A 21,968-nucleotide genomic window follows, 5' to 3' on the forward strand; every position below is an offset into this window, starting at 1 on the left:
TGTGTCGCACGATCTGGCTGATATTTCGAGCTTTTTTTGTGACCGATCCGATCAGCAGGCCGCCCGAGTCGCGAATTCAATGTCCCGAGACGGTCATGCACCGATCATTTTCGAACACTTATTCAATTCCGGGACCTGTATCCGGGACCTGCTTGCTGGAGCGTGCCCGCTGCCAGCGTCTGAGCAACCCGTCCGGCACTTCCTCCGCGGTGAGGGCGAACACGAGATGGTCCCGCCAGGCCCCGTCGATGTGGAGATAGCGCGGCCGCAGTCCCTCCTCGCGGAATCCGAGTTTCTCCACGACCCGTCGGCTGGGCCCGTTCTCGGGGCGAATGCACACCTCGATACGGTGCAGACCGACGGTGCGGAAACAGTGGTCCACGACAAGCGCCACGGACGTCGGCATCACCCCGCGCCCGGCCACCGACTGGTCCACCCAGTAACCGACGTGCCCCGAGCACATCGAGCCCCAGGTGATTCCGGCGACCGTCAACTGCCCGACGAGTTGCCCCCGGTACTCGATGACGAACGGCAGCATGCGGCCCGCGTTCGCCTCGGACCTGAGGTGCCGGACCATCTGCCGGTAGGTCGGCCGGTGCGCGATCGGCCCGCTCGGGGTCGGCGGCGGAATGGTCGCCTCCCACGGGCGCAGCCAGTCCCGGTTGCGCCGGTTGACCTCTCGCCAGGTCCGCTGGTCGCGCATCCTTATCGGCCTCAGGACGACATCGCCGTCCGCCAGTACGACGGGCCATGACGGGCTGTTCAGCTCGCACCCCCACTGCCGGCGCCGGGTCTTTGGTGGTCGCCGCCACGGATCTGGTCGACGGCGTGCCTCAACAGGGGCTCCAGGACGGCCAGTCCGTCCTTGACCCCGCCACTGGAACCCGGCAGGTTCACGATCAGCGTGCCCGCCGCCACCCCGGCCAGGCCCCGGGAGAGCGCGGCGGTGGGCACCTTGTCCCGGCCGAACGCGCGGATGGCCTCGGCGATGCCCGGCACCTCGTGGTCGAGCACCGCGCGGGTCGCCTCGGGGGTGCGGTCGGTGGGCGAGATGCCGGTGCCGCCGGTGGTGACGATGACGTCGTAGGCCGCTTCGACGCCCGCGCGCAGGGCGGCCTCCACGGGGTCTCCGTCCGGCACGACCTGGGGGCCGTCGACCTCGAAGCCGAACCTTTTCAGGCCGTCGGCGATCAGCGGGCCGCCCTTGTCCTCGTAGACACCGGCGGCGGCCCGGTTGGAGGCGGTGACGACCAGGGCGCGGTACGGCGCGAGGCGCGCGGCGTCCGTCGGCGCGCCGCCGATCGGTGCGCCGCCCGTCGATGCGGCGCCCGTGGAGGGGCCGTCGGCTGTCATGACCGGCTCCAGTCGCCCGACTTGCCGCCCGTCTTCTCCTCCACCCGTACGTCCGTGATGACCGCTCCCTTGTCGACCGCCTTGACCATGTCGATCACGGTGAGCGCGGCGACGGAGACCGCGGTGAGGGCCTCCATCTCGACGCCCGTGCGGTCCGTGGTCTTCACGGTGGCGAGGATCTCCACGGCGTCGTCCGCGACCGACAGATCCAGTTTCACACCGGACACCGACAACGGGTGGCACAGCGGGATGAGGTCCGGGGTGCGTTTGGCGCCCATGATGCCCGCGATCCGCGCGGTGGCGAGCGCGTCGCCCTTGGGGACGCCCTCGCCGCGCAGCAGCTCGATCACTCGGGGCGAGACGAGGACGCGCCCGCTCGCGCGCGCGGTGCGTGCGGTGACGTCCTTGCCAGATACGTCGACCATGCGGGCGGCTCCCGCTTCGTCGATGTGGGTCAGTCGGTCCTGCGTACTCATGGTTGTGCGGCGCTCCCGGTCCCGGCGTTGTGCGCGACACGGTACCGCCAACCAGCGGTGCTCAGCCGAGCAGGACCACTTCGACCTCGGTGCCGGGCTCCAGGGACTCGACGTCCTCCGGTACGACGATCAGCGCGTCCGCCTGCGCGAGCGCGGCCACCAGATGGGACCCGGCGCCGCCGACCGGGGCGACCTGGCCGTCGGCGTGGCTGCCGCGCAGGAACTGGCGGCGCCCCTTGGGCGAGCTGAGGGCCTTGTCCGCTCTCAGGGTGGCCCGGGTCCGCGGGCGGTGGAGGTCGTCGAGGCCCATGAGGGCGCGGATCGCGGGGCGGACGAACAGTTCGAAGGAGACGTACGACGACACCGGGTTGCCGGGCAGGGCGAGGAGCGGGGTGTGGTCGGGGCCGATGGTGCCGAAGCCCTGGGGCTTGCCGGGCTGCATGGCGAGCTTGCGGAAGTCGATGCCGGTGCCCGGTTCGTCCTCGTCGCCCACGGAGGTCAGCGCCTCCTTGACGACGTCGTACGCCCCGACGCTGACGCCGCCTGTGGTGACCATGAGGTCGGCGCGGACGAGCTGGTCCTCGATGGTGGAGCGCAGGGTCTCGGCGTCGTCGGCGACGGCACCCACCCGGTAGGCGATGGCGCCGGCGTCCCGGGCGGCCGCGGTGAGGGCGAAGCTGTTGGAGTCGTAGATCTGGCCGGTGCCGAGGCCCTCGTCGGGCTGGACGAGTTCGCTGCCGGTGGACATGACGACCACGCGCGGGCGCGGGCGCACGCGTACGGTGCCGCGGCCGATGGCGGCGAGCAGGGCGATCTGCGGCGGGCCGAGGACGGTGCCGGCGTCCAGGGCGCGGTCGCCGGCCCGGACGTCGCTGCCCTGGGCGCGCACGTGCGCGCGTGCCTCGGCGGGCCGGTACACGTGCACGTGCCCCTCGGCGCCCTCCGGGGCGAGAGCGCGGGCCTGCATCCCGGTCACCGGGCCCTCGCCGAGGCCTCCGTCGGTCCACTCGACGGGGACGACGGTCTCGGCGCCGGGCGGCAGCGGGGCGCCAGTCATGATGCGGGCGGCCTGCCCGGGGCCGACATGAAGCAGCTCGGCCTGGCCGGCCGCTACGTCCCCGACGACGTCGAGGACGGCCGGGAACTCCTCGCTCGCGCCCGCCACGTCCGCGACCCGCACCGCGTAGCCGTCCATGGAGCTGTTGTCGAACGGCGGGAGGGACACCGGGACCGTGACGTCCTCGACCAGGACGCAGCCCTGGGCGTCGAGCAGTTGCAGCTCGATGGGTTCGAGGGGGCGGACGGTCGCGAGGATGTCCTCCAGGTGTTCGTCCACCGACCAGAGGTGGTCCTGGTGGGCGGGACGGGTCGCGGCGCTGCTCAAATCCCTACATCTCCTCGGCTACGAAGCTGCGAAGCCAGGTCCGGAAGTCCGGGCCCAGGTCTTCACGTTCGCACGCGAGTCTGACAATGGCACGCAGATAGTCGCCGCGGTCCCCGGTGTCATAGCGGCGGCCCTTGAAGACGACGCCGTGCACCGGGCCGCCGACCTTCTCGTCCTGGGCGAGCTGCTGGAGGGCGTCGGTGAGCTGGATCTCGCCGCCGCGGCCCGGCTCGGTCTTGCGCAGTATCTCGAAGATGTGCGGGTCGAGGACGTAGCGGCCGATGACCGCGTAGTTCGAGGGGGCGTCGGCCGCGTCCGGCTTCTCGACCAGACCGCTGACCTTGACGACGTCGCTGTCCTCGGTCTCCGCGACGACGGCGCAGCCGTAGAGGTGGATCTGCTCGGGGGCGACCTCCATCAGCGCGATGACGCTGCCGCCGTGCTGCTCCTGGACCTCGATCATCCGCTGGAGCAGGGCGTCGCGGGCGTCGATGAGGTCGTCGCCGAGGAGGACGGCGAAGGGTTCGTGGCCCACGTGGGGGGCGGCGCACAGGACGGCGTGGCCGAGGCCGCGGGGGTCGCCCTGGCGGACGTAGTGCATGGTGGCGAGGTCGCTGGACTCCTGGACCTTGGCGAGCCGGCCGGCGTCGCCCTTCTTCTGGAGGGCGGACTCGAGCTCGTAGTTGCGGTCGAAGTGGTCCTCCAGGGGGCGCTTGTTGCGTCCCGTGATCATGAGGACGTCATCGAGGCCCGCCGAGACGGCCTCCTCGACCACGTACTGGATCGCCGGCTTGTCGACGACCGGCAGCATCTCCTTGGGAGTGGCCTTGGTTGCCGGCAGGAAGCGGGTGCCGAGCCCGGCTGCCGGGATGACAGCCTTGCTGATCCGAGGGTGCGACTGAGTCATGCCGGCAACCCTATCCGGTGCCTTTGCCTGGAATCTGTGGCTCCGGTTAATAAGCTCTTATATGAGCGTATTGGAAGGGTACGGGTGCAGACTTTGAGTCACGTCGGACGTCCCACCGAGCCTGACAAGCGAGTATTGCGGCGAGAATACCTGGCGGTGAGGAACAGGTTGACGGCCGATGACGTGCGCGAAGCGGCGTCCGCGCTGGCCGGCCGGGCCCTCGGGCTGCCCGAGCTGTCGCGTGCGCGCACGGTCGCGGCGTACGTCTCCGTGGGGAGCGAGCCCGGCACGCTCGCGCTCCTGGACGCGCTGCGCGAGCGGGGCGTGCGCGTCCTGCTCCCGGCGCTGCTGCCGGACAACGACCTGGACTGGGGTGCCTACACCGGCGAGGGCTCGGTCGCGCGGGTCCAGCACGGCGGAAAAATGGCGCTCTTCGAACCCTCCGGCGAACGCCTGGGCCCGGACGCCGTGACCGGTGCAGACGTGGTGCTGCTGCCCGGCCTGGCGGTGGACGCGCGCGGGATGCGACTGGGGCGCGGCGGGGGGTCGTACGACAGGGTGCTCGCGCGCCTGGAGCGCGCGGGCGCACGACCGGCGCTGGTGGTGCTGCTGTACGACTCCGAGGTCGTCGCCGAGGTCCCGGCGGAGGCGCACGACCGGCCGGTGCACGCGGTGGTGACGCCGTCGGGCGTGCACCGCTTCCCCCCTGCATGACGGAGGCCGTATGACGAAGGGCCCCTCCGCGCGCGCGGAGGGGCCCTTGCCGGATCACGTCACGGCTTCAGCACCAGCGTGTCCGTGGTGCTCTTGTCCACCGCCTCGTCCGAGAAGGACCAGTCCAGCAGCTCGCCCTTGGCCCACTTGCCCGTCTGGTCGGTGTAGTGCGCGCTGTAGGCGTGCCCGGAGGCGCCGGTGAGGTTGATCCACTTCGACTTGTCGAGGTCGCCGAGGTTGACCACCATGCGCATCGACGGCACCCAGACGACGCCGTAGCCGGCCGCCGCGTTCCAGCCGGTCGCGTTGACCGTGGCCTCGCCGCCGCTGAGCTTCCAGGGGCCGCGGTTGAGCATGTACTGGACGATGCCGGGGCCTGACGTGCCCAGGGTCTGGTTCTTCAGGAACAGGCGGTGCAGCCGGCCCCAGCTCCAGGTGTCGATGTCCTTGCCGAGCTTGGCGGTCAGCTCCCAGCGGGCGTCGATCATGGCGCGCTTGAATAGTCCGTCGCGGTCGGTGGCCGCGGGCCGGTTGCCGACGCCCTTGGGGGTCTTCCACCAGTCGCTCTTCTGGTCGTCCATGAGGTTGCGCACGACCTCGAACCAGCGGTCACCGCCGTCGGGCTGCGCCTGGGCGGCGTCGCGCTGACCGCACTCGCGGACCTTCTCGGTCTCGTCCGCGGGCCCGGTGCTGTTGACCGGGTCGACCCACAGGCACTGGCCCTTGACCCGCAGCTCCTTGGGCAGCTTGTTGCCGAAGGCGAGCTTGAGGATGTTGCGCCAGACCGCGTTGAAGTAGGCGGCCGCCGCCGAGTCCGCGTCCTGGGTGTAGTCCCAGCCCTCCAGCAGCTCCTGCGCCTCGCGCACGTCCTTGTCGCCGATGTCGATCTTCAGCAGCTTGGGCACCAGCAGCTTGGCGATCTCGCTGCTGTTGTCGAGCTGCATCTGGCGCATGTCGTCGGTGGAGATCTTGCCGCCGCCCTTGATCTTCTGCTCGATCAGGTCGGTGATGCGCTGGCTGCGGGCGCCGTAGCCCCAGTCCGTGGTGAGCGTGTAGGGGTACTTGTCCTTGTCGACCACGGCCTGGTTGGCGGTGACGATGTAGCCGCGCTCCGGGTTGTACTCGTAGGGCAGCTCGTCCTGCTGGATGTACTTGCCGGTCCAGCGGTACTTCGGGTCCCAGCCGGGCGCCGGGATGGAGCCGTCGTCGCCCTTGGCGCGGATCGGGATGCGGCCGGGCAGCGTGTAGCCGATGTTGGTGGCGTCGGCGTAGACGAGGTTCTGGGACGGCACGTCGAACAGGGCCGCCGCCGCGCGGAATTCGCTCCAGTCCGACGCCTTGTCCATCGCGAAGACGGCGTCCATGGTGGTGCCCGGGTCCAGCGCGGTCCAGCGCAGGGCGACGCCGTAGCCGTCGCCGCGGTCAGGGGCCGCGTTGTCGACGGTGGCCTTCTTGCCGACCTTCACCAGCTCACTGGAGCGGTCGGACAGCAGCGGGCCGTTGTTGGTCTCCCTGACGACGATCTTCTTGGAGGCGCCGCCGGCGACCTTGATGGTCTCCTCGCGCGTGGTGAAGGGAACCGTCCTGCCGTCGTACAGGTAGCCGTCCCCGGAGAGCTTCTCCAGGTAGAGGTCGGTGACGTCGACCCCCGAGTTGGTCATGCCCCAGGCGATCTTCGCGTTGTGGCCGATGACCACGCCGGGCATGCCCGCGAAGGTGTAGCCGGTGACGTCGTACTGGCACTTGCTGGAGACGGTCCGGCAGTGCAGGCCCATCTGGTACCAGACGGACGGCAGGGAGGCCGACAGGTGCGGGTCGTTGGCCAGCAGCGGCTTGCCGGTGATGGTGTGCGAGCCCGCCACCACCCAGGAGTTGGAGCCGATGCCCTGGCCGTTCACGCCGACCGCCGTCGGGACGTCCTCCAGGACGTCGTAGAGGCCCGACAGCTGGCTCTGGAGGGCCGAGCCCGCCGTGGCGGAGGCCGACGCGGACGTGCCCGTCGCGGTGCCGCCGGTGGCCGTTCCGGTGCCTCCCGTGGCCGTTCCGGTGCCGCTGGTGGAGCCGCCGGACGTTCCGGAGCCGTTCGAGGAGGTGCCGGACAGGCCGTTGTCGTCCGAGCTGCCGTTCTGCTCGAACGCCCCGGTCAGCTCGTTGTACTGGCCCTCCTGGACGATCGTCCGGTTCCGGCTGTACGGGTACTCGGGGTAGAGGTCGGCGATCTGCTTCGGGCCGAGGCGGCTGGTCATCAGGGCGCGGTCGATCTCGTCGTCCATGTTGCCGCGCAGGTCCCAGGCCATCGCCTTCAGCCAGGAGACCGAGTCGACCGGGGTCCACTTGGCCGGCTTGTAGTCGTTGACGAAGCCCAGCGCCGCGTACTCCAGGGAGATCTCCTTGCCGCTCTTGCCCTGGAGGTAGGCGTTGACTCCCTTGGAGTAGGCCTGGAGGTACTTCTTGGTGGAGGCCGACAGCTTGGTGTCGTACTCCTTCTTCGCGACCCGGTCCCAGCCCAGCGTGCGCAGGAACTCGTCGTCCTCGACCTGCCCCTTGCCGAACATCTCCGACAGCCGGCCGGAGGTCATGTGCCGGCGCACGTCCATCTCGTAGAACCGGTCCTGCGCCTGGACGTAGCCCTGCGCCATGAACAGGTCCTCGTCGGAGGAGGCGTAGATCTGCGGGATGCCGTAACCGTCGCGTTTGACGTCGACCGGGCCCGACAGGCCCTCGAGCTCGATGGAGCCCTTGGTCTGCGGGAACGACGCGCGCACCGTGCTCACCGACCAGTAGCCGGCGTAGGCGACGCCACCGACCAGGGCCAGTACGAGGACGAGAACGATCAGGCGGGCTCGGCGCCCCTTCTTCCTGCCGGACTTGCCGGGCTGCTGACCCGAGGAGGCGGTGGTGGTGGGGGGCATCGCTGTCCTTGCTGTCCTAACGCGAGCGGCAGGGCGGGCTGGTGCTTTTGACTGAGAGCCGGCATGACGCAGGCTCTGCGCGCTGGAGCAACCATAGGCGCAGCGCCTGAGGGCACTTGACGCGGAGTCGGGAACCAGCGCGGACGAGCGTTCGATCATGCCTCGCCGAGCGTCAAGAAATCGTCAAGAGTTAGGTAAGGTAACGAAGTACTTGGATGCGGAGGCCCACCTCTTCGTGTCCTATGTACGTGAGCTCACGCGCGCGAGATGCGGGTGAGCCAGGGAAGGGAACGGCCGCTGACTGTCCACCACCTCAACCAGCTCCTGCTCGTCTGCTCGCTCGTCCTGCTCGTCGCCGTGGCAGCGGTCCGGATCTCCTCGCGCAGCGGGCTCCCCAGCCTGCTCGTGTACCTGGGGATCGGCATCGCCATGGGCCAGGACGGCATCGGCGACATCCACTTCGACAACGCCGAACTGACCCAGGTCATCGGGTACGCGGCCCTGGTCGTGATCCTGGCCGAGGGCGGCCTCGGCACGAAGTGGAAGGAGATCAAACCGGCCCTGCCCGCGGCGACCGCGCTCGCGCTGGCCGGTGTCGCGGTGAGCGTCGGGGTCACGGCGTCGGCCGCGCACTACCTGATCGGGCTCGAGTGGCGGCAGGCGCTGATCATCGGGGCGGTCGTCTCCTCGACGGACGCGGCGGCGGTGTTCTCGGTGCTGCGCAAGATCCCGCTGCCCTCGCGCATAACGGGCACGCTGGAGGCCGAGTCCGGCTTCAACGACGCCCCCGTGGTCATCCTGGTGGTCGCCTTCTCCCAGTCGGGTCCCGTCGAGCACTGGTACACGCTGATCGGCGAGATAACCCTCGAACTGGCCATCGGTGCCGCCGTCGGCATCGCGGTGGGCTGGCTGGGCTCCTGGGGCCTCCGGCACGTCGCCCTGCCCGCCTCCGGCCTCTACCCGATCGCGGTCATGGCGATCGCCGTCACCGCCTACGCGGCGGGCGCACTGGCCCACGGCAGCGGCTTCCTCGCCGTCTACCTCGCCTCCATGGCGATGGGCAACGCCAAGCTGCCGCACTGGCCCGCCACCCGCGGCTTCGCCGACGGACTCGGCTGGATCGCCCAGATCGGCATGTTCGTCCTGCTCGGCCTGCTGGTCACCCCGCACGAACTCGGCGACGACGTCCTGCCCGGGCTGGTCATCGGCCTGGTGCTGACCATGGTGGCGCGGCCTCTGAGCGTCGTGCTGTGCCTGACGCCGTTCCGGGTGCCGTGGCAGGAGCAGACCCTCATGTCCTGGGCCGGGCTGCGCGGCGCGGTGCCCATCATCCTGGCGACGATCCCCATGGTGAACGGCGTCGAGGGCAGCCGGCGCGTCTTCAACATCGTCTTCGTCCTGGTCGTCGTCTACACCCTTGTGCAGGGCCCGACACTGCCCTGGCTGGCCCGCAAGCTGCGCCTGGGCGGCGATGCCGAGGCCGCCGACCTCGGCATCGAGTCGGCGCCCCTGGAGCGGCTGCGCGGGCACCTGCTGTCCGTCGCGATCCCCGAGGGCTCGCGGATGCACGGCGTCGAGGTCAACGAGCTGCGGCTGCCGGCCGGGGCCGCGGTCACCCTGGTCGTCCGCGATGAAAAATCGTTCGTGCCGCTGCCCACGACGGTGCTGCGGCGCGGGGACGAACTCCTCGTCGTCGCCACCGACCCGGTCCGCGACGCCGCCGAACGACGCCTGCGCGCGGTCGGCCACGGCGGCAAGCTCGCCGACTGGCTGGGCACGGGCGGCAACGGCGGCTCAGGTTAAGAGCATGTTTCGCGCCCCCTGTACGATGGGGGCGCACTCCTGATCGAACCAACTCTGCCTGACGCAGAGCTGGCGCGACCGTATGGCGGCCGGGACGTCCCTCGCGACGTGGTCTTCGGCATCTACCGCAGTCCGCGCAAGAGGACAGCTCTCGGCGCGCCCCCTGGGAAGGGGGCCGCGCTACCAGGCGGCAGAAAGGCACGGGCCGTGGCATCCACGGTCACCTCCTCCCGCCCGGGATACGGGCAGCTGCTGCGCACCCGCGGCGCCTGGACGTTCCTGCTCCCCGGCTTCGCGGCACGCCAGCCGTTCGCGATGCTCACCCTCTCCCTGGTGCTGCTCGTCCAGCACACCACCGGCTCCTACGGCGCGGCGGGCGCCGTCGCGGCCGTCACCGGCGTCTCCATGGCACTGTTCGCGCCCTGGAGCGGCCGGCTCGCGGACCGCCACGGACAGCGCGCCGTACTGATCCCCGGCGTCCTGCTCCACACCCTCTCGGGCCTGTCCCTGACCGCCCTCGCCCTCGCGCACGCGCCCCTGTGGGCCCTGTTCGCGGCGGCCGTGCCCACCGGCGCCTCGGTGCCGCAGATCGGCCCCATGGTGCGCGCCCGCTGGGGCGTCAAGCTCCAGGACTCGCCGCTGATGACCACCGCGGCGGCCTTCGAGTCCGTCACCGACGAGCTGACCTTCGTCTTCGGCCCGCTGCTGGCCACCGCCCTGTGCACCGCCGTCCACCCCGCCGCGGGCCTGGTCACGGAGGCGTCCCTGACACTGCTCGGCGGTCTGCTGTTCGCCGCCCAGAAGAGCACGCAGCCCACCGTCACCCCGGCCGCCGGGCACACGCGCGTGGAGCACGCCGCCTCCGCCTTGCGCGTCCCCGGAGTGCGGGTCCTGATCGTGACCTTCCTCGGCATCGGTGCCGTCTTCGGCGGCATGCAGGTCTCGCTCGCCGCGTTCAGCGAGTCGATCGGCGAGCCCGGCCTGAACGGCGTCCTGTACGGCGTCTTCGCCGCCGGCAACATGATCTCCGGCCTGGTCTGCGGCGCCATCGCCTGGAAGGTGGCCCCGCAGCGACGCCTCGTCGTCGCCTACGGCGCCCTCGCGCTGACGGCCTCCGGCCTGTGGGCCGCGCACTCGGTGCTCGTCCTCGCGGGCCTCGGCCTCCTGGTCGGCATGTGCATCGCGCCCGCCCTGATCACCGGCTACACCCTGGTCGAGGACCTCGTCCCGGCCGGCGCCCGCACCGAGGCCTTCACCTGGCTGACCGGAGCGGTGGCACTCGGCCAGGCGGCCGCCGTCACGATCGCCGGACAGCTGGAGGACCGCTTCTGGGGCGGCGCCGGGTTCCTGGTGCCGATGGGCGGCACGCTGCTCGCCCTGGTGACCCTGCTGGCGCTGCGTTCGCGCCTGGTGGGGCGGCCCCGCGGCCGTACCGTCGCACGTGGTGTCGGTCACCGAGTGCCGGTGGCAGTGGACTGATCCCCGGGAATACGTCACTATGGACCCTCGTTAGCACTCATTGAGTGAGAGTGCCAGGAGGAAGACAAGTGCCGACCTACCAGTACCAGTGCACCGAGTGCGGCGAGGGCCTCGAGGCGGTGCAGAAGTTCACTGACGACGCCCTGACCGTGTGCCCCAACTGCCAGGGCCGCCTCAAGAAGGTGTTCTCCGCGGTCGGCATCGTCTTCAAGGGCTCCGGCTTCTACCGCAACGACAGCCGCGGCTCCTCGTCGAGCAGCTCCCCGGCGTCGTCGAAGTCGTCGACGTCCTCCTCGAGCTCGTCCGACTCCTCGTCGTCGTCCTCGACCTCCTCGTCCTCCTCGGACTCGAAGTCGTCGAGCTCGGGCACCTCGTCCAGCAGCAGCTCCGCCGCGTAGGTCGCACTTCCAGGACCCTGTCGTCGTACGACGGCGGGGTCCTCGGCGTTGCCTCCGGCCGGAGGGTCCCCGACGTCCCCTGGCCGGCGGGTGCCCGACGTCCCCGGCCGGAGGGTTCCGACGTCCCCTGGCCGGTCGCCGCGGGTTTCGGGCGCCGGATACTGTGCGGGCATGGCGAACGCAGAGATCGGCGTAATCGGCGGCTCCGGCTTCTACTCGTTCCTCGAGGACGTGACCGAGGTCCAGGTCGACACCCCCTACGGTCCGCCCAGCGACTCCCTGTTCCTCGGCGAGGTAGCCGGCCGGCGGGTCGCCTTCCTGCCCCGGCACGGGCGCGGCCACCATCTGCCGCCGCACCGCATCAACTACCGGGCCAACCTGTGGGCGCTCAGGTCGGTGGGAGCCCGGCAGGTCCTCGGTCCGTGTGCCGTGGGCGGGCTGCGGCCCGAGTACGGTCCGGGCACGCTGCTCGTACCGGACCAGCTGGTCGACCGTACGAAGTCCCGGGCGGGCACGTACTTCGACGGACTGCCGCTGCCGGGGGGCCAGGTGCCGAACGTGGTGCACGTGTCCCTGGCCGACCCGTACTGCCCCGCCGGGCGGGCGGCCGCGCTGAAGGCGGCTCGCGGGCGGGACTGGGAGGCGGTGGACGGCGGCACGCTCGTCGTGGTCGAGGGGCCCCGCTTCTCCACCCGCGCCGAGTCCCTGTGGCACCAGGCGCAGGGCTGGTCGGTGGTCGGCATGACCGGTCACCCGGAGGCCTCGCTCGCCCGTGAACTGGAGCTCTGCTACACGTCGTTGACGCTGGTCACCGACCTCGACGCGGGCGCCGAGACCGGTGAGGGCGTCTCCCACGACGAGGTGCTGCGGGTGTTCGCGGCGAACGTGGACCGGCTGCGGGGCGTGCTGTTCGACGCGGTGGCGGCACTGCCGGCCGGGGACGAGCGGGACTGCCTGTGCGTGAACGCGCTGGGCGGGATGGATCCGGGGTTCGAACTGCCTTAGCCGGGGCGGGGTTTGAGACCTGGGCTCGGGTTCGGGGCTCGGGCTCGGGCTCGGGCTCGGGCGGAGGCTCTCGTTCGGGTGAGGGAGTTTTCCACAACCGGTGGGTAGTCCACGGGCCCCAGCGGGGTCCGGCGCGAGGCGTCATCGTGGCATCGCAAGCCGATCTCTCGTCGCTGGTGGTGGCCCTGATGCCCTTCGCTCCTGCTCCTCCTCCTTCCCCTTCCCCTTCCCCTTCTCCCCTGGTCCCGCAGCCGCCCGGCGCCGACGCTCCGCCGACCTGCGAGGTTCCGCACTTCGCGCCGGTGCGGGTGCGCGGCGGGCGGTATCAACTGCGGCGGCTCGTACGGCACCGACGACGTGCCGTGGCCGTAGGACTGGTCGTCACCGCGGCCGCGCTGGTGGCGGCCGGCCCGCGGGACACCGACGGAGCGCGCGGGCACCCGGTGGTCGCGCCCGTACGCGAGCACCGGGCTGTGACGACGGTGTCGGCGCCGGTGCGGATCGCGGACGGGGCGACGGTGCGGCTGCTGCGGCCCGGGGACCGGGTCGACGTGATCGCCGCGCAGGAGACGGCGGCGGGTGGCGGGGCGCGGGTGATCGCCCGCGGGGCACGCGTGTCGGAGGTTCCGGAGGCGCTGGACGGTGCGGGCGACAGCGGGGCCCTGGTCGTGCTGTCGGTGCCGCGCTCCACGGCGGCACGGCTCGTCGGGGCGAGCTCGACGGCGCGGTTGGCGGTGACACTGTGCTGAGCCGCCTGGTCCACCTGTTGCGCAGGCTTGTGTCAAGTCGCCCTTTCGAGCTACCCAATTGGACAGGGTCACCGCACGTTGACGTAGGTTGCGGAGCTGTTTGTTCCACAACCTGTACGTACGAGAAGAGGCCCGCGGGTGAGCGAGAAGAAGCCGAGCGTCTGGGAGGGCTTCAAGGCCTTCCTGATGCGCGGGAACGTCGTCGATCTGGCAGTCGCGGTGGTCATCGGCGCCGCCTTCACCAACATCGTGAACTCGGTGGTGAAGGGGATCATCAACCCCCTGGTGGGGGCGATCGGCACCAAGAACCTCGACAGCTACAGCACGTGCCTGGAGAAGCCGTGCACGGTCGCGGCGGACGGCACGGTCACGGACGGCATCCGGATCATGTGGGGCTCGGTCCTCGGCGCCACGCTCAGCTTCGTGATCACCGCGGCCGTCGTGTACTTCCTGATGGTGCTGCCGATGGCGAAGTACCTGGCCCGCGTGGAGGCCCGCCGCAAGGCGAAGGAGGGCACGCGCGAGGTCATCGAGGTGACCGAGCTGGAGGTCCTCAAGGAGATCCGCGACGCGCTGGTCGCGCAGCGCGGCTCGGGGCACCGCGAGCCGTAGCTCGCGCTCAGATGTGGTGGGGCGGCTTCTCGTCGAGGAACCGCTTCAGATCGGCCGCGCTGTCGCCTTCGGTGCGCGGCCGGTCACCCCACCCGCGATCGGTGTCGTCCGACGACTGCTGGTCCAACGGATCATCGAAAACCAGCCCGGGCTTCGGCTCGCGGGGTTCGGGGGCGGGGGCGGAGGTCATGGGTCCAGGGTACGGCGGTCCGGAGCGCGACCCGGCCGGGCCCACGCCGTGCGACCGGCCGCCGCCCCGGCCCGCCGGCCCACGGGCCGCTGTGAACCCATCGGTACGCACTTCCGGTCGGGATCTGCTGTGCTTGGCCCATGACGTCCAGCCCGCCCCACAGTCCACTGCGCAGACTCACCGCCCGCGGCCGGGACGAGGCCCACCGGGTCGCCTCGCCGCTGGAGCTCTTCTTCGACCTGTGCTTCGTCGTCGCCGTCGCCCAGGCGGGCGTGGGCCTGGTGCACGCGATCGCCGAGGGGCACGCCGGCGAGGGCATCCTCAACTACGCGATGGTCTTCTTTGCCATCTGGTGGGCTTGGATGAACTTCACGTGGTTCGCCTCGGCGTACGACAACGACGACGCGCTGTACCGGGTCGTCACGCTGGTCCAGATCGCCGGTGTCCTGGTGCTGGCGGCCGGGGTGTCCAGGGCGTTCGAGCAGCACGAGTTCCTGGCCGTGTGGCTGGGCTATCTGATCATGCGGCTGGCGTTGATCACGCAGTGGCTGCGGGTGGCCTGGTCGGGCGAGGGCGCGGAGCGGACGATGGCCCTGCGGTACGCGTTCGGCGTGCTGCTGTGCCAGGTCGGCTGGCTGGGGCTGTTGGTGCTGCCCGAGGGCGGGCGGCCCTGGGTGTTCCTGGTCATGGCGCTGCTGGAGATGGGTGTGCCGCCGTTCGCCGAGCGGGACCATCCCACGTCGTGGCATCCGCACCACATCGCGGAACGCTACGGGCTGTTCACCATCATCGTGCTCGGTGAGACGATCGCCGCCGCCACGGTCGCCGTGAAGTCCGCCATCGACGAGCAGGACGCGCTGGGCGAGCTCCTGCCGATCGCGGCGGGCGGGCTGCTGATCATCTTCGCTGCCTGGTGGATCTACTTCGTGGTGCCCATCCATGACCGTCTGCGCTCCAACAAGCAGGCGTTCCTGTGGGGTTACGGCCACTACCTGGTCTTCGCCTCGGCCGCCGCGATCGGGGCGGGCCTGGAGGTCGCGGTCGAGCAGGCGGTCGGCAAGGCGCACATCTCGACGATCGCCGCGTCGGCCGCGGTGACCCTGCCGACGGCGCTCTACCTGCTCACCGTGTGGGTGCTGCACTCCCGGTTCTTCAAGGTGGGCATCGCGCAGCAACTGGTGCTGCCGGTCACCGCGTTGCTGGTGATCTGCTGCACCTTCCTGGGCGACCGGGCGGTGCTCGCGGCGGGCGTGGTGGCGGGGCTGGCGGTGGTGACCGGGACGACGCTGACCGCGCGGAGGGCGGCTCGGGAGCGCGGGGAGCCGGTGCGGGCGGCGTGATCGCGTGACCTCGGCGGGTCGGGGCGGTGCCTGGACGAGACTGGTCCCATGACAGTTGACGCTCTGACGGATGTCACCGGGGTGCGTGTAGGGCATGCGACGCGTGTCGGTGGGGGGTGGCTCACCGGGACCACCGTCGTGCTGGCGCCGGAGGGTGGGGCCGTTGCCGCGGTGGATGTGCGCGGGGGTGGTCCCGGGACCAAGGAGACCGATGCGCTCGATCCGCGGAATGTGGTGCAGAAGGTCGAGGCGATCGTGCTGACCGGGGGCAGCGCGTACGGGCTGGACGCGGCCTCGGGGGTGATGGCCTGGCTGGAGGAGCGGGGGCGTGGAGTGCGGGTCGGGCCCGACCCCTCGCAGGTGGTGCCGGTCGTGCCCGCGGCGTGTGTCTTCGATCTGGGCCGGGGCGGGGATTTCCGGGCGCGGCCGGATGCGGCGACCGGGCGGGCCGCCGTCGAGGCCGCGGCGGCGAGTGCGGTGGGGTCGGTGGTGCCGGAGGGGTGTGTGGGGGCCGGGACGGGGGCCGTGGCCGGGGCGATGAAGGGGGGCGTGGGGACGGCGAGTGCGGTGCTGCCCTCGGGGGTGACCGTGGCGGCGCTGGTGGTGGTCAACGCGGCGGGGGAGGTGGCGGATCCGGGGACGGGGGTGCTGTACGGGGAGTTGTTCCAGGGGCGGGTGCGGTATCCGGAGGAGGGGGTGCACGAGGCTGCGCGCCGACGGCTCGCGGAGACCTCGGCGCACCAGGGCCCGCCGCCGCTGAACACGACGCTCGCGGTGGTGGCCACCGACGCGGAACTGTCGAAGGCGCAGGCGCAGAAGGTGGCCGGTACGGCGCATGACGGCATCGCTCGCGCCGTGCGGCCGGTGCACCTGCTGCACGACGGGGACACGGTGTTCGCCCTGGCGACGGGGGCGCGGAGGCTGGACGCGGCCAATCCGCTCGCGCTCAACGACATCCTCGCGGCGGGGGCGGACATGGTGACCCGGGCGATCGTACGGGCGGTCCGGGCGGCGCAGTCCGTGGACGGGCCGGGCGGCGTGTGGCCGTCGTACGAGTCGCTGTACGGGGTGTCCTCGACTTAGGCGGCGCTCCAGTGAGGGTCGCGGCCGAGGTGGCGCAGGAGGGTGGCGGTGGCGTCGTCGGACTGGGCGGGGGGCAGGGCGGGGGCGTAGGCGCCGTAGGCTCGGAGTGGTTCGACGATCTTCCTGGCGACCTTGAGGAGGGGGCGGGCCAGTTCCGGGGTGAGCGGGGACGGTCGGCCCGTCGCCGTGGCGATGTCCCAGGCGTGGACCGCCGCGTCCAGTCCGCAGGCCGCCGCGCCGGACCACGGGGACAGCTTGTGCGGCGGTACCGGTACGGGTACCTCGGCGGCGTCCCGGTCGGCGGCCGCCCACGCCTTCGCGGAGCGGGTCAGGGCGTCCTCCAGGAACGCCGTCGGGTCCACCCCGTCCAGCCGGCCCGACGGGTCGAAGGGGTCGAAGGGGTCGAAGTCGGGGCCGGGTTCGCCGGTCAGCGCGGCGGCGAATCCGAGCTGGTCGCCGACGGCGTGCTGGAGTACCTGGGTGACGGTCCAGCGTTCGCAGGGCGTCGGCAGGTGCCAGCCGTCGGCGGGGACGGCGCGGACCGCCGTGCGCAGGGCCGCGTGGGAGTCGTCCAGGACGTCCCAGCCGCTGGAGATCATGCCGTCGCTCATCGAAGCCCCCGTTTCGTAGTGCCCCCACCCTGCTGAACGGTGTGGGCGTCCGTCCACCCCCCGGCCCACGTCCGTCCATGCCTCCCCGCGTTCTGTCCGGGTTCTGTCACATGAGGGCATTCGTCGCGCCGACAGGGAACCCGGGCGGGGACCGGGTCCCTCCTTCTTCACGGAGTGGAGCGGACCACGCACCTCACATCAGTCTGGAGCAGACCGTGACAACGCCGGACATAGCAGCGCGGCACGCACTGGGGGCCTGTGCCGTCCTGGTGGTCGGTGCCCTCACCCTCACCGCGTGCGGAGGCGACTCCGACGGCTCGAGTGAAGGCAAGGGCGGCAAGGACCCCGCGAAGTCGTCCGCGGCGGAGATCGTCATCTCCGCGAAGAACGGTTCCACCGGGGCGTCCATCAACTCGACCGGCGTGGAGGTCAGTGACGGCACGCTGACCGGCGTGAGGATGACGGTGGCGGGGACGGGGCAGGAGGTGCCGGGGGCGGTCGCGGCCGGCGGCGGGAGCTGGCGGCCCCAGGAGCAGTTGGAGCGGGGGACGAAGTACGAGATCGCCGCCACGGCGAAGGACTCGGACGGGAAGGCCGTGGCCGCGAAGTCCGTGTTCACGACCGTCTCGAAGGCGAACAGCTTCATCGGGACCTACACGCCGGACAACGGCACGACGGTCGGTGTGGGGATGCCGGTGTCGTTCAGCTTCGACAAGGCGATCAGCGACAGGAAGGCCGTGCAGTCGCACATCACCGTCAGCTCCAGCAGCGGGCAGCGGGTGGTGGGGCACTGGTTCGGGTCGCAGCGGCTGGACTTCCGGCCCGAGGAGTACTGGAAGGCCGGTTCCAAGGTCACGATGAGGATCGACCTGGACGGGGTCGAGGGCGCGAACGGCGTCACCGGCGTGCAGCGCAAGACCGTCAGCTTCACGGTCGGGCGGTCGCAGGTCTCCACGGTGGACGTGAACACGCAGACCATGACGGTGGTGCGGGACGGCAAGGTCCTCGAGAAGGTGCCGATCTCGTCCGGCAGCAAGGAGTTCACCACCTACAACGGGCAGATGGTGATCTCCGAGAAGCACAAGAAGATCCGCATGGACAGCCGGACGGTCGCGCTGGCCAACGCGTACGACATCCCGGACGTGCCGGACGCGATGCGGCTGACCCAGTCGGGGACCTTCATCCACGGCAACTACTGGTACAACAAGGGGAATCCGCCCTTCGGGCGCACCGGTACCAGCCACGGGTGCGTGGGGCTGCGGGACGTGAAGGGCGGCCAGGGCGACACACCGGCCAAGCGGTTCTACGACAGTTCGATGACCGGGGACGTCGTCATCGTCAAGAACTCCCCCGACAAGCAGGTCGCGCCGGACAACGGGCTCAACGGCTGGAACCTCCCCTGGGCCCAGTGGACCGCCGGAAGTGCCGTCTGACCGGGGGTTTTTGACGGATCATCGGGTCGCGTGGGAACTTCTCGCGCGGCCCGGGCGTTTTCCGGGCGTACGTTTTCTCGGTTCCCGGACATGATGTCCGACCGAGGGGCTACGGTATGCACCCACAAGGTGACATGCAGCAACGCCGGGAGAAACCTTGAGCGTTCCGTACGAGACGGCAGCGTACGAACCACCCGAGTCGCCCGAGTCTCCGGAGGAGCACCTCGCGCGACTCCTCGGTCGTGCCCTGAACTCCTTCGAGCTGCCCGACGAGGCCATACGGCGCCTGGACTGCGCGCTGGCGTACGACAGTTCGCTGCACTCCGCGCACCACAGCGCGGGCCTGCACCGCGAGACGTACCGGCACACCTGGCTGCTCGCCGACGGCTCGGCGCTCACCCTGTGGGAGCTCGTCCACAACACCGCCCGGGACAGCGTTCCGCAGCACGAGGTGTACGTCGACGAGGAGGAGCTGCGGGCGGCGACCGCCCGGCTGCCGTTGCCGCCGGACACCCCGGATTTCGAGCTGCCGGTGACGGTGCAGCTGGAGCCCGTGCACCCGCCGCGGCACGCCTACGTCCCGGACGACTCGGCGGACCACGCGCGCCGGCTGCTGCGCCGCGCGGAGAACGCGGACCGGCCGGGCGCGGAGACGGCGGCGTTACTGACCGAGGCGTTCGCGCACCAGATCACGCAGGCCTTCGGGCGTCCGTGCCGGGCGGGGCGCGTCGGGCTGGGCTACTCGCTGTACGAACACGCGTTCCTGCTGCGCGACGGCGCGGAGATCTCCCTGTGGGAGGTCGAGCACACGGCGACGCCCGACGGGCGGCACATGTGCGAGGTGTACGTCAGCGAGGACGCCGCCCGGGAGGCCATGGAGCGGCGCGCGGCGCGGGTCTTCTGAGCCGGGCCGGGCGGGTCAGCGACGGCCGCTGAACTGCCGTACCAGACCCGCGAACGCGTCCTTCTCCGCCGGGGTCAGTTCGACGGACTCGTGGCCGGGGGCGGCCGCACGCGGGCGCGGGAGGGCGGGCAGGCCGTGGGCGACGCGCCAGGCGACCGCCTCGTGGCGGCCGTGGCGCAGCATGTAGGCCAGCCCCGCGGTCCAGGCGAAGACCACCAGGACGAGAAGGGCCACACCCAGCAACTGGTAGACGGAGACGTGCTCAGGCATGCGCTCCAGTAGACACCACGGTCCGGGACTTTGGCCCCGGACCGTGATGTATCTCGCAGGTGGTGTGAACAACTCACAGCCGCCCCAAAGGGGCAGGGATCATGCGGCGACCGGCTGCTTCGCCTCCGTCTCGGCGACGGGCGCGGCGGGGGTCTCGGCCGTCGGCGACGTCTTGCGCATGCCCTTGAGGACGATGACCAGGCCGGCCGTGACGGCCGTACCGATGGCGATGGCCAGCAGGTACAGGAACGGCTTGCCGATGAGGAAGGTGACCCAGATGCCGCCGTGCGGGGCGCGCAGGGTGGAGCCGAAGGCCATGGTCAGGGCGCCGGTGACCGCGCCGCCCGCCATGGAGGCGGGGATGACGCGCAGCGGGTCGGCCGCGGCGAAGGGGATCGCGCCCTCGGAGATGAAGGAGGCGCCGAGGACCCAGGCGGCCTTGCCGTTCTCACGCTCGGTCTCGGTGAACAGCTTCTTGCGGAGGGTGGTCGCGAGCGCCATGCCCAGCGGGGGCACCATGCCGGCGGCCATCACGGCGGCCATGACCTTCATCGCGGAGTCGCTCGGGTCCTGCACGGCGATGCCGGCGGTGGCGAAGGCGTACGCGACCTTGTTGACCGGGCCGCCGAGGTCGAAGCACATCATCAGGCCGAGGAGGACACCGAGCAGGATGGCGTTGGTGCCGGAGAGGCCGTTGAGCCAGTCCGTCATGGCCTTCTGGGCCTCGGCGATCGGCTTGCCGATCACGATGAACATCAGGAAGCCGACGACGATCGAGGAGATCAGCGGGATCACGACCACCGGCATGATGCCGCGCAGCACCGGCGGGATCTTCACCCGCTGGATCCCGAGGACCACGCCACCAGCCAGCAGACCGGCGACCAGGCCGCCGAGGAAGCCGGCGTTGATGTTGACGGAGATCATGCCGCCGACGAATCCGGGCACGAGTCCCGGCCGGTCGGCCATGCCGAAGGCGATGTATCCGGCGAGCACCGGGATCAGGAAGCCGAAGGCGACCCCGCCGATCTGGAAGAGCAGCGCGCCCCAGCTGTCGACCTGGCCCCAGTCGAAGTGCTCGGAGACCGACTTGGCGCCGTTGATCTGGTAGCCGCCGATCGCGAAGCCGAGGGCGATGAGCAGACCGCCCGCCGCGACGAAGGGGACCATGTAACTCACGCCGGTCATCAGCCACTTGCGGAGCTTGGTGCCGTAGCTGTCACCGGGGTCGCCGGCCCGCTCGACCGGCGTTCCGCCCCCGCCGGCGCCCGCCGTCACCTCACCGCGCGCGGCCTTCCCGCGTACCTCGGTGATGAGTTCGGCCGGGCGGTTGATGCCCGCCTTCACGCCGACGTCGACGGTCGGCTTGCCGGCGAAGCGGTCCTTGTCGCGTACGGGGACGTCGTGGGCGAAAATCACGCCGTCCGCGGCCGCGATGACGGCCGGGTCGAGCCGCTCGAAGCCGGCCGAGCCCTGGGTCTCGACGACGAGTTCGACGCCCGCCGCACGACCGGCGTTCTCCAGCGACTCGGCCGCCATGTAGGTGTGGGCGATGCCGGTCGGGCAGGAGGTGACGGCGACGATCCGGAAGGGGGCCGCGGGAGCGCCGGTGGCGGTGGCGGTAGCGGTGGCCGTTGCGGTATCGGCGGAGGCCGCCGCCGATACCGCAACGGAGTCTTCGGAGACGGCCGGGGCACCGGCCGCGGCCGCGGAAGCCGCCTCGGCGCCGACCCCGGGCTCGGAAGCACCCTCGGCCCCGGAAGCACCCCCGGCGCCGACCGCAGTCCCGGAACCACCCTCGGCCCCGGAAGCGCCCCGGGCGCCGACCTCAGTCCCGGCAGCACCCTCGGAGCCGCCGCCGCTCACCGCCGCCCCCGGCGCCTCGTCCCCGCGGATCAGCGCCGCCGCGCTCGCCGCGTCACCGGCCGACCGCAGCGCGTCCGTGAACTCGGTGTTCATCAGCTGCCGGGCCAGGGACGACAGGATCGTCAGGTGGGCGTCGTCGGCGCCGGCCGGGGCGGCGATCAGGAAGATCAGGTCGGCGGGGCCGTCCGGCGCGCCGAAGTCGATCCCGGCGGCGCTGCGCCCGAAGGCGAGCGTCGGCTCGGTGACGTGCTCGCTGCGGCAGTGCGGGATGCCGATGCCGCCGTCGAGGCCGGTCGGCATCTGTGCCTCGCGGGCGGCCACGTCGGCGAGGAAGCCCTCCAGGTCGGTCACCCGGCCCAGGGCGACCATGCGCTCGGCGAGGGCACGTGCCGCCGCTTCCTTGGTGTCGGCGGACAGGTCGAGGTCGACCAGGTCCGCGGTGATCATCTCGCTCATCGCGGGCTCCTTCGCACGCGTATCGC

The 21,968-nt window shown here is 71.2% G+C and carries 21 protein-coding genes; 11 read left to right on the top strand and 10 right to left on the bottom strand.

Annotated features, from left to right (window positions below):
- Positions 1 to 118: 118 nt before the first annotated feature.
- The 5 genes from AC2XR2_RS18915 to galU all read right to left on the bottom strand — a co-directional run bounded on the left by AC2XR2_RS18915 (position 119) and on the right by galU (position 4,120).
- Positions 119 to 703, bottom strand: coding sequence for a GNAT family N-acetyltransferase (locus tag AC2XR2_RS18915; RefSeq protein WP_381300660.1), 585 nt, complete (start codon positions 701 to 703; stop codon positions 119 to 121).
- A 59-nt stretch (positions 704 to 762) separates the two neighbouring features.
- Positions 763 to 1,353 (bottom strand): MogA/MoaB family molybdenum cofactor biosynthesis protein, encoded by a 591-nt coding sequence (locus AC2XR2_RS18920; protein ID WP_491515730.1) that lies wholly within the window; start codon positions 1,351 to 1,353, stop codon positions 763 to 765.
- On the bottom strand, positions 1,350 to 1,829 hold the full coding sequence (moaC, locus tag AC2XR2_RS18925; RefSeq protein WP_020137770.1) for a cyclic pyranopterin monophosphate synthase MoaC: 480 nt from the start codon (positions 1,827 to 1,829) through the stop codon (positions 1,350 to 1,352). The genes AC2XR2_RS18920 and moaC overlap by 4 nt, the downstream gene beginning before the upstream one ends.
- 61 nt (positions 1,830 to 1,890) lie before the next feature.
- The gene (glp, locus tag AC2XR2_RS18930) at positions 1,891 to 3,213 is read right to left on the bottom strand and encodes a molybdotransferase-like divisome protein Glp (RefSeq protein WP_491515731.1); all 1,323 of its coding nucleotides are present in this window, start codon (positions 3,211 to 3,213) and stop codon (positions 1,891 to 1,893) included.
- Positions 3,214 to 3,217: 4 nt separating this feature from the next.
- Positions 3,218 to 4,120 carry a UTP--glucose-1-phosphate uridylyltransferase GalU gene (gene galU, locus AC2XR2_RS18935; protein WP_449350875.1) on the bottom strand — a complete coding sequence of 301 codons (903 nt, stop codon included), beginning with the start codon at positions 4,118 to 4,120 and terminating at the stop codon, positions 3,218 to 3,220.
- A gap of 93 nt (positions 4,121 to 4,213) precedes the next feature.
- On the opposite strand from galU, the gene AC2XR2_RS18940 reads away from it, so the two are divergent.
- The gene (locus AC2XR2_RS18940; protein WP_491518465.1) at positions 4,214 to 4,834 is read left to right on the top strand and encodes a 5-formyltetrahydrofolate cyclo-ligase; all 621 of its coding nucleotides are present in this window, start codon (positions 4,214 to 4,216) and stop codon (positions 4,832 to 4,834) included.
- A gap of 59 nt (positions 4,835 to 4,893) precedes the next feature.
- Here AC2XR2_RS18940 and AC2XR2_RS18945 read toward each other — a convergent pair whose 3' ends face one another.
- Positions 4,894 to 7,746, bottom strand: a complete 2,853-nt coding sequence (locus tag AC2XR2_RS18945; protein WP_491515732.1) for a penicillin acylase family protein — start codon at positions 7,744 to 7,746, stop codon at positions 4,894 to 4,896.
- Between the two features lie 267 nt (positions 7,747 to 8,013).
- Here AC2XR2_RS18945 and AC2XR2_RS18950 point away from each other — a divergent pair, with 267 nt between their 5' ends.
- The 6 genes from AC2XR2_RS18950 to mscL all read left to right on the top strand — a co-directional run bounded on the left by AC2XR2_RS18950 (position 8,014) and on the right by mscL (position 13,792).
- Entirely contained in the window at positions 8,014 to 9,549 is a 1,536-nt protein-coding gene (locus tag AC2XR2_RS18950; protein WP_449350877.1) for a potassium/proton antiporter, read from the top strand.
- A 207-nt stretch (positions 9,550 to 9,756) separates the two neighbouring features.
- Positions 9,757 to 11,028, top strand: coding sequence for an MFS transporter (locus AC2XR2_RS18955; protein ID WP_491515733.1), 1,272 nt, complete (start codon positions 9,757 to 9,759; stop codon positions 11,026 to 11,028).
- A 68-nt stretch (positions 11,029 to 11,096) separates the two neighbouring features.
- On the top strand, positions 11,097 to 11,426 hold the full coding sequence (locus AC2XR2_RS18960; RefSeq protein WP_449350879.1) for an FmdB family zinc ribbon protein: 330 nt from the start codon (positions 11,097 to 11,099) through the stop codon (positions 11,424 to 11,426).
- A gap of 171 nt (positions 11,427 to 11,597) precedes the next feature.
- A complete protein-coding gene (locus AC2XR2_RS18965) occupies positions 11,598 to 12,431 on the top strand; it encodes an S-methyl-5'-thioadenosine phosphorylase (protein ID WP_449350880.1) in 834 nt (277 codons plus the stop codon).
- Positions 12,432 to 12,619: 188 nt separating this feature from the next.
- Positions 12,620 to 13,180: a CpaB family protein gene (locus tag AC2XR2_RS18970; protein ID WP_381300719.1), complete on the top strand. Its 561-nt coding sequence runs from the start codon at positions 12,620 to 12,622 to the stop codon at positions 13,178 to 13,180.
- 138 nt (positions 13,181 to 13,318) lie between these two features.
- Positions 13,319 to 13,792, top strand: coding sequence for a large conductance mechanosensitive channel protein MscL (mscL, locus tag AC2XR2_RS18975; RefSeq protein WP_330266340.1), 474 nt, complete (start codon positions 13,319 to 13,321; stop codon positions 13,790 to 13,792).
- 7 nt (positions 13,793 to 13,799) lie between these two features.
- Here the strand turns inward: mscL and AC2XR2_RS18980 are convergent, their stop codons facing one another.
- The gene (locus AC2XR2_RS18980; RefSeq protein ID WP_381300648.1) at positions 13,800 to 13,982 is read right to left on the bottom strand and encodes a hypothetical protein; all 183 of its coding nucleotides are present in this window, start codon (positions 13,980 to 13,982) and stop codon (positions 13,800 to 13,802) included.
- Positions 13,983 to 14,122: 140 nt separating this feature from the next.
- On the opposite strand from AC2XR2_RS18980, the gene AC2XR2_RS18985 reads away from it, so the two are divergent.
- Complete coding sequence (locus AC2XR2_RS18985) at positions 14,123 to 15,322, top strand: low temperature requirement protein A (RefSeq protein WP_491515734.1); 1,200 nt, start codon at positions 14,123 to 14,125, stop codon at positions 15,320 to 15,322.
- Between the two features lie 48 nt (positions 15,323 to 15,370).
- Entirely contained in the window at positions 15,371 to 16,405 is a 1,035-nt protein-coding gene (locus tag AC2XR2_RS18990) for a P1 family peptidase (protein WP_491515735.1), read from the top strand.
- Here the strand turns inward: AC2XR2_RS18990 and AC2XR2_RS18995 are convergent.
- Positions 16,402 to 17,016 carry a TIGR03086 family metal-binding protein gene (locus AC2XR2_RS18995; protein WP_491515736.1) on the bottom strand — a complete coding sequence of 205 codons (615 nt, stop codon included), beginning with the start codon at positions 17,014 to 17,016 and terminating at the stop codon, positions 16,402 to 16,404. The genes AC2XR2_RS18990 and AC2XR2_RS18995 overlap by 4 nt on opposite strands.
- A gap of 215 nt (positions 17,017 to 17,231) precedes the next feature.
- Here AC2XR2_RS18995 and AC2XR2_RS19000 point away from each other — a divergent pair, with 215 nt between their 5' ends.
- Together AC2XR2_RS19000 and AC2XR2_RS19005 are read left to right on the top strand one after the other, a co-directional pair.
- Positions 17,232 to 18,449, top strand: coding sequence for a L,D-transpeptidase (locus tag AC2XR2_RS19000; protein WP_491515737.1), 1,218 nt, complete (start codon positions 17,232 to 17,234; stop codon positions 18,447 to 18,449).
- 157 nt (positions 18,450 to 18,606) lie between these two features.
- Positions 18,607 to 19,353 carry a DUF6227 family protein gene (locus AC2XR2_RS19005; protein ID WP_449350885.1) on the top strand — a complete coding sequence of 249 codons (747 nt, stop codon included), beginning with the start codon at positions 18,607 to 18,609 and terminating at the stop codon, positions 19,351 to 19,353.
- Between the two features lie 15 nt (positions 19,354 to 19,368).
- On the opposite strand, the gene AC2XR2_RS19010 is transcribed toward AC2XR2_RS19005, so the two are convergent.
- Positions 19,369 to 19,623, bottom strand: a complete 255-nt coding sequence (locus AC2XR2_RS19010; RefSeq protein WP_449350886.1) for a hypothetical protein — start codon at positions 19,621 to 19,623, stop codon at positions 19,369 to 19,371.
- Positions 19,624 to 19,722: 99 nt separating this feature from the next.
- Entirely contained in the window at positions 19,723 to 21,942 is a 2,220-nt protein-coding gene (locus AC2XR2_RS19015) for a PTS fructose transporter subunit IIABC (protein WP_491515738.1), read from the bottom strand.
- Between the last annotated feature and the right edge of the window lie 26 nt (positions 21,943 to 21,968).

The organism is Streptomyces sp. LS-MS-L19 (genome assembly GCF_058382285.1).

Excerpts from the sequence above, each read along its gene's own strand:
- AC2XR2_RS18950 (WP_449350877.1), top strand. The coding sequence starts at position 8,014 with ATGCGGGTGAGCCAGGGAAGGGAACGGCCGCTGACTGTCCACCACCTC.
- AC2XR2_RS18915 (WP_381300660.1), bottom strand. The coding sequence starts at position 703 with ATGCGCGACCAGCGGACCTGGCGAGAGGTCAACCGGCGCAACCGGGAC.
- AC2XR2_RS18970 (WP_381300719.1), top strand. The coding sequence starts at position 12,620 with ATGCCCTTCGCTCCTGCTCCTCCTCCTTCCCCTTCCCCTTCCCCTTCT.
- galU (WP_449350875.1), bottom strand. The coding sequence starts at position 4,120 with ATGACTCAGTCGCACCCTCGGATCAGCAAGGCTGTCATCCCGGCAGCC.
- AC2XR2_RS18985 (WP_491515734.1), top strand. The coding sequence starts at position 14,123 with ATGACGTCCAGCCCGCCCCACAGTCCACTGCGCAGACTCACCGCCCGC.
- AC2XR2_RS19010 (WP_449350886.1), bottom strand. The coding sequence starts at position 19,623 with ATGCCTGAGCACGTCTCCGTCTACCAGTTGCTGGGTGTGGCCCTTCTC.
- AC2XR2_RS18995 (WP_491515736.1), bottom strand. The coding sequence starts at position 17,016 with ATGAGCGACGGCATGATCTCCAGCGGCTGGGACGTCCTGGACGACTCC.
- AC2XR2_RS18965 (WP_449350880.1), top strand. The coding sequence starts at position 11,598 with ATGGCGAACGCAGAGATCGGCGTAATCGGCGGCTCCGGCTTCTACTCG.
- AC2XR2_RS18945 (WP_491515732.1), bottom strand. The coding sequence starts at position 7,746 with ATGCCCCCCACCACCACCGCCTCCTCGGGTCAGCAGCCCGGCAAGTCC.
- AC2XR2_RS19015 (WP_491515738.1), bottom strand. The coding sequence starts at position 21,942 with ATGAGCGAGATGATCACCGCGGACCTGGTCGACCTCGACCTGTCCGCC.
- moaC (WP_020137770.1), bottom strand. The coding sequence starts at position 1,829 with ATGAGTACGCAGGACCGACTGACCCACATCGACGAAGCGGGAGCCGCC.
- AC2XR2_RS18990 (WP_491515735.1), top strand. The coding sequence starts at position 15,371 with ATGACAGTTGACGCTCTGACGGATGTCACCGGGGTGCGTGTAGGGCAT.
- AC2XR2_RS18920 (WP_491515730.1), bottom strand. The coding sequence starts at position 1,353 with ATGACAGCCGACGGCCCCTCCACGGGCGCCGCATCGACGGGCGGCGCA.
- AC2XR2_RS18980 (WP_381300648.1), bottom strand. The coding sequence starts at position 13,982 with ATGACCTCCGCCCCCGCCCCCGAACCCCGCGAGCCGAAGCCCGGGCTG.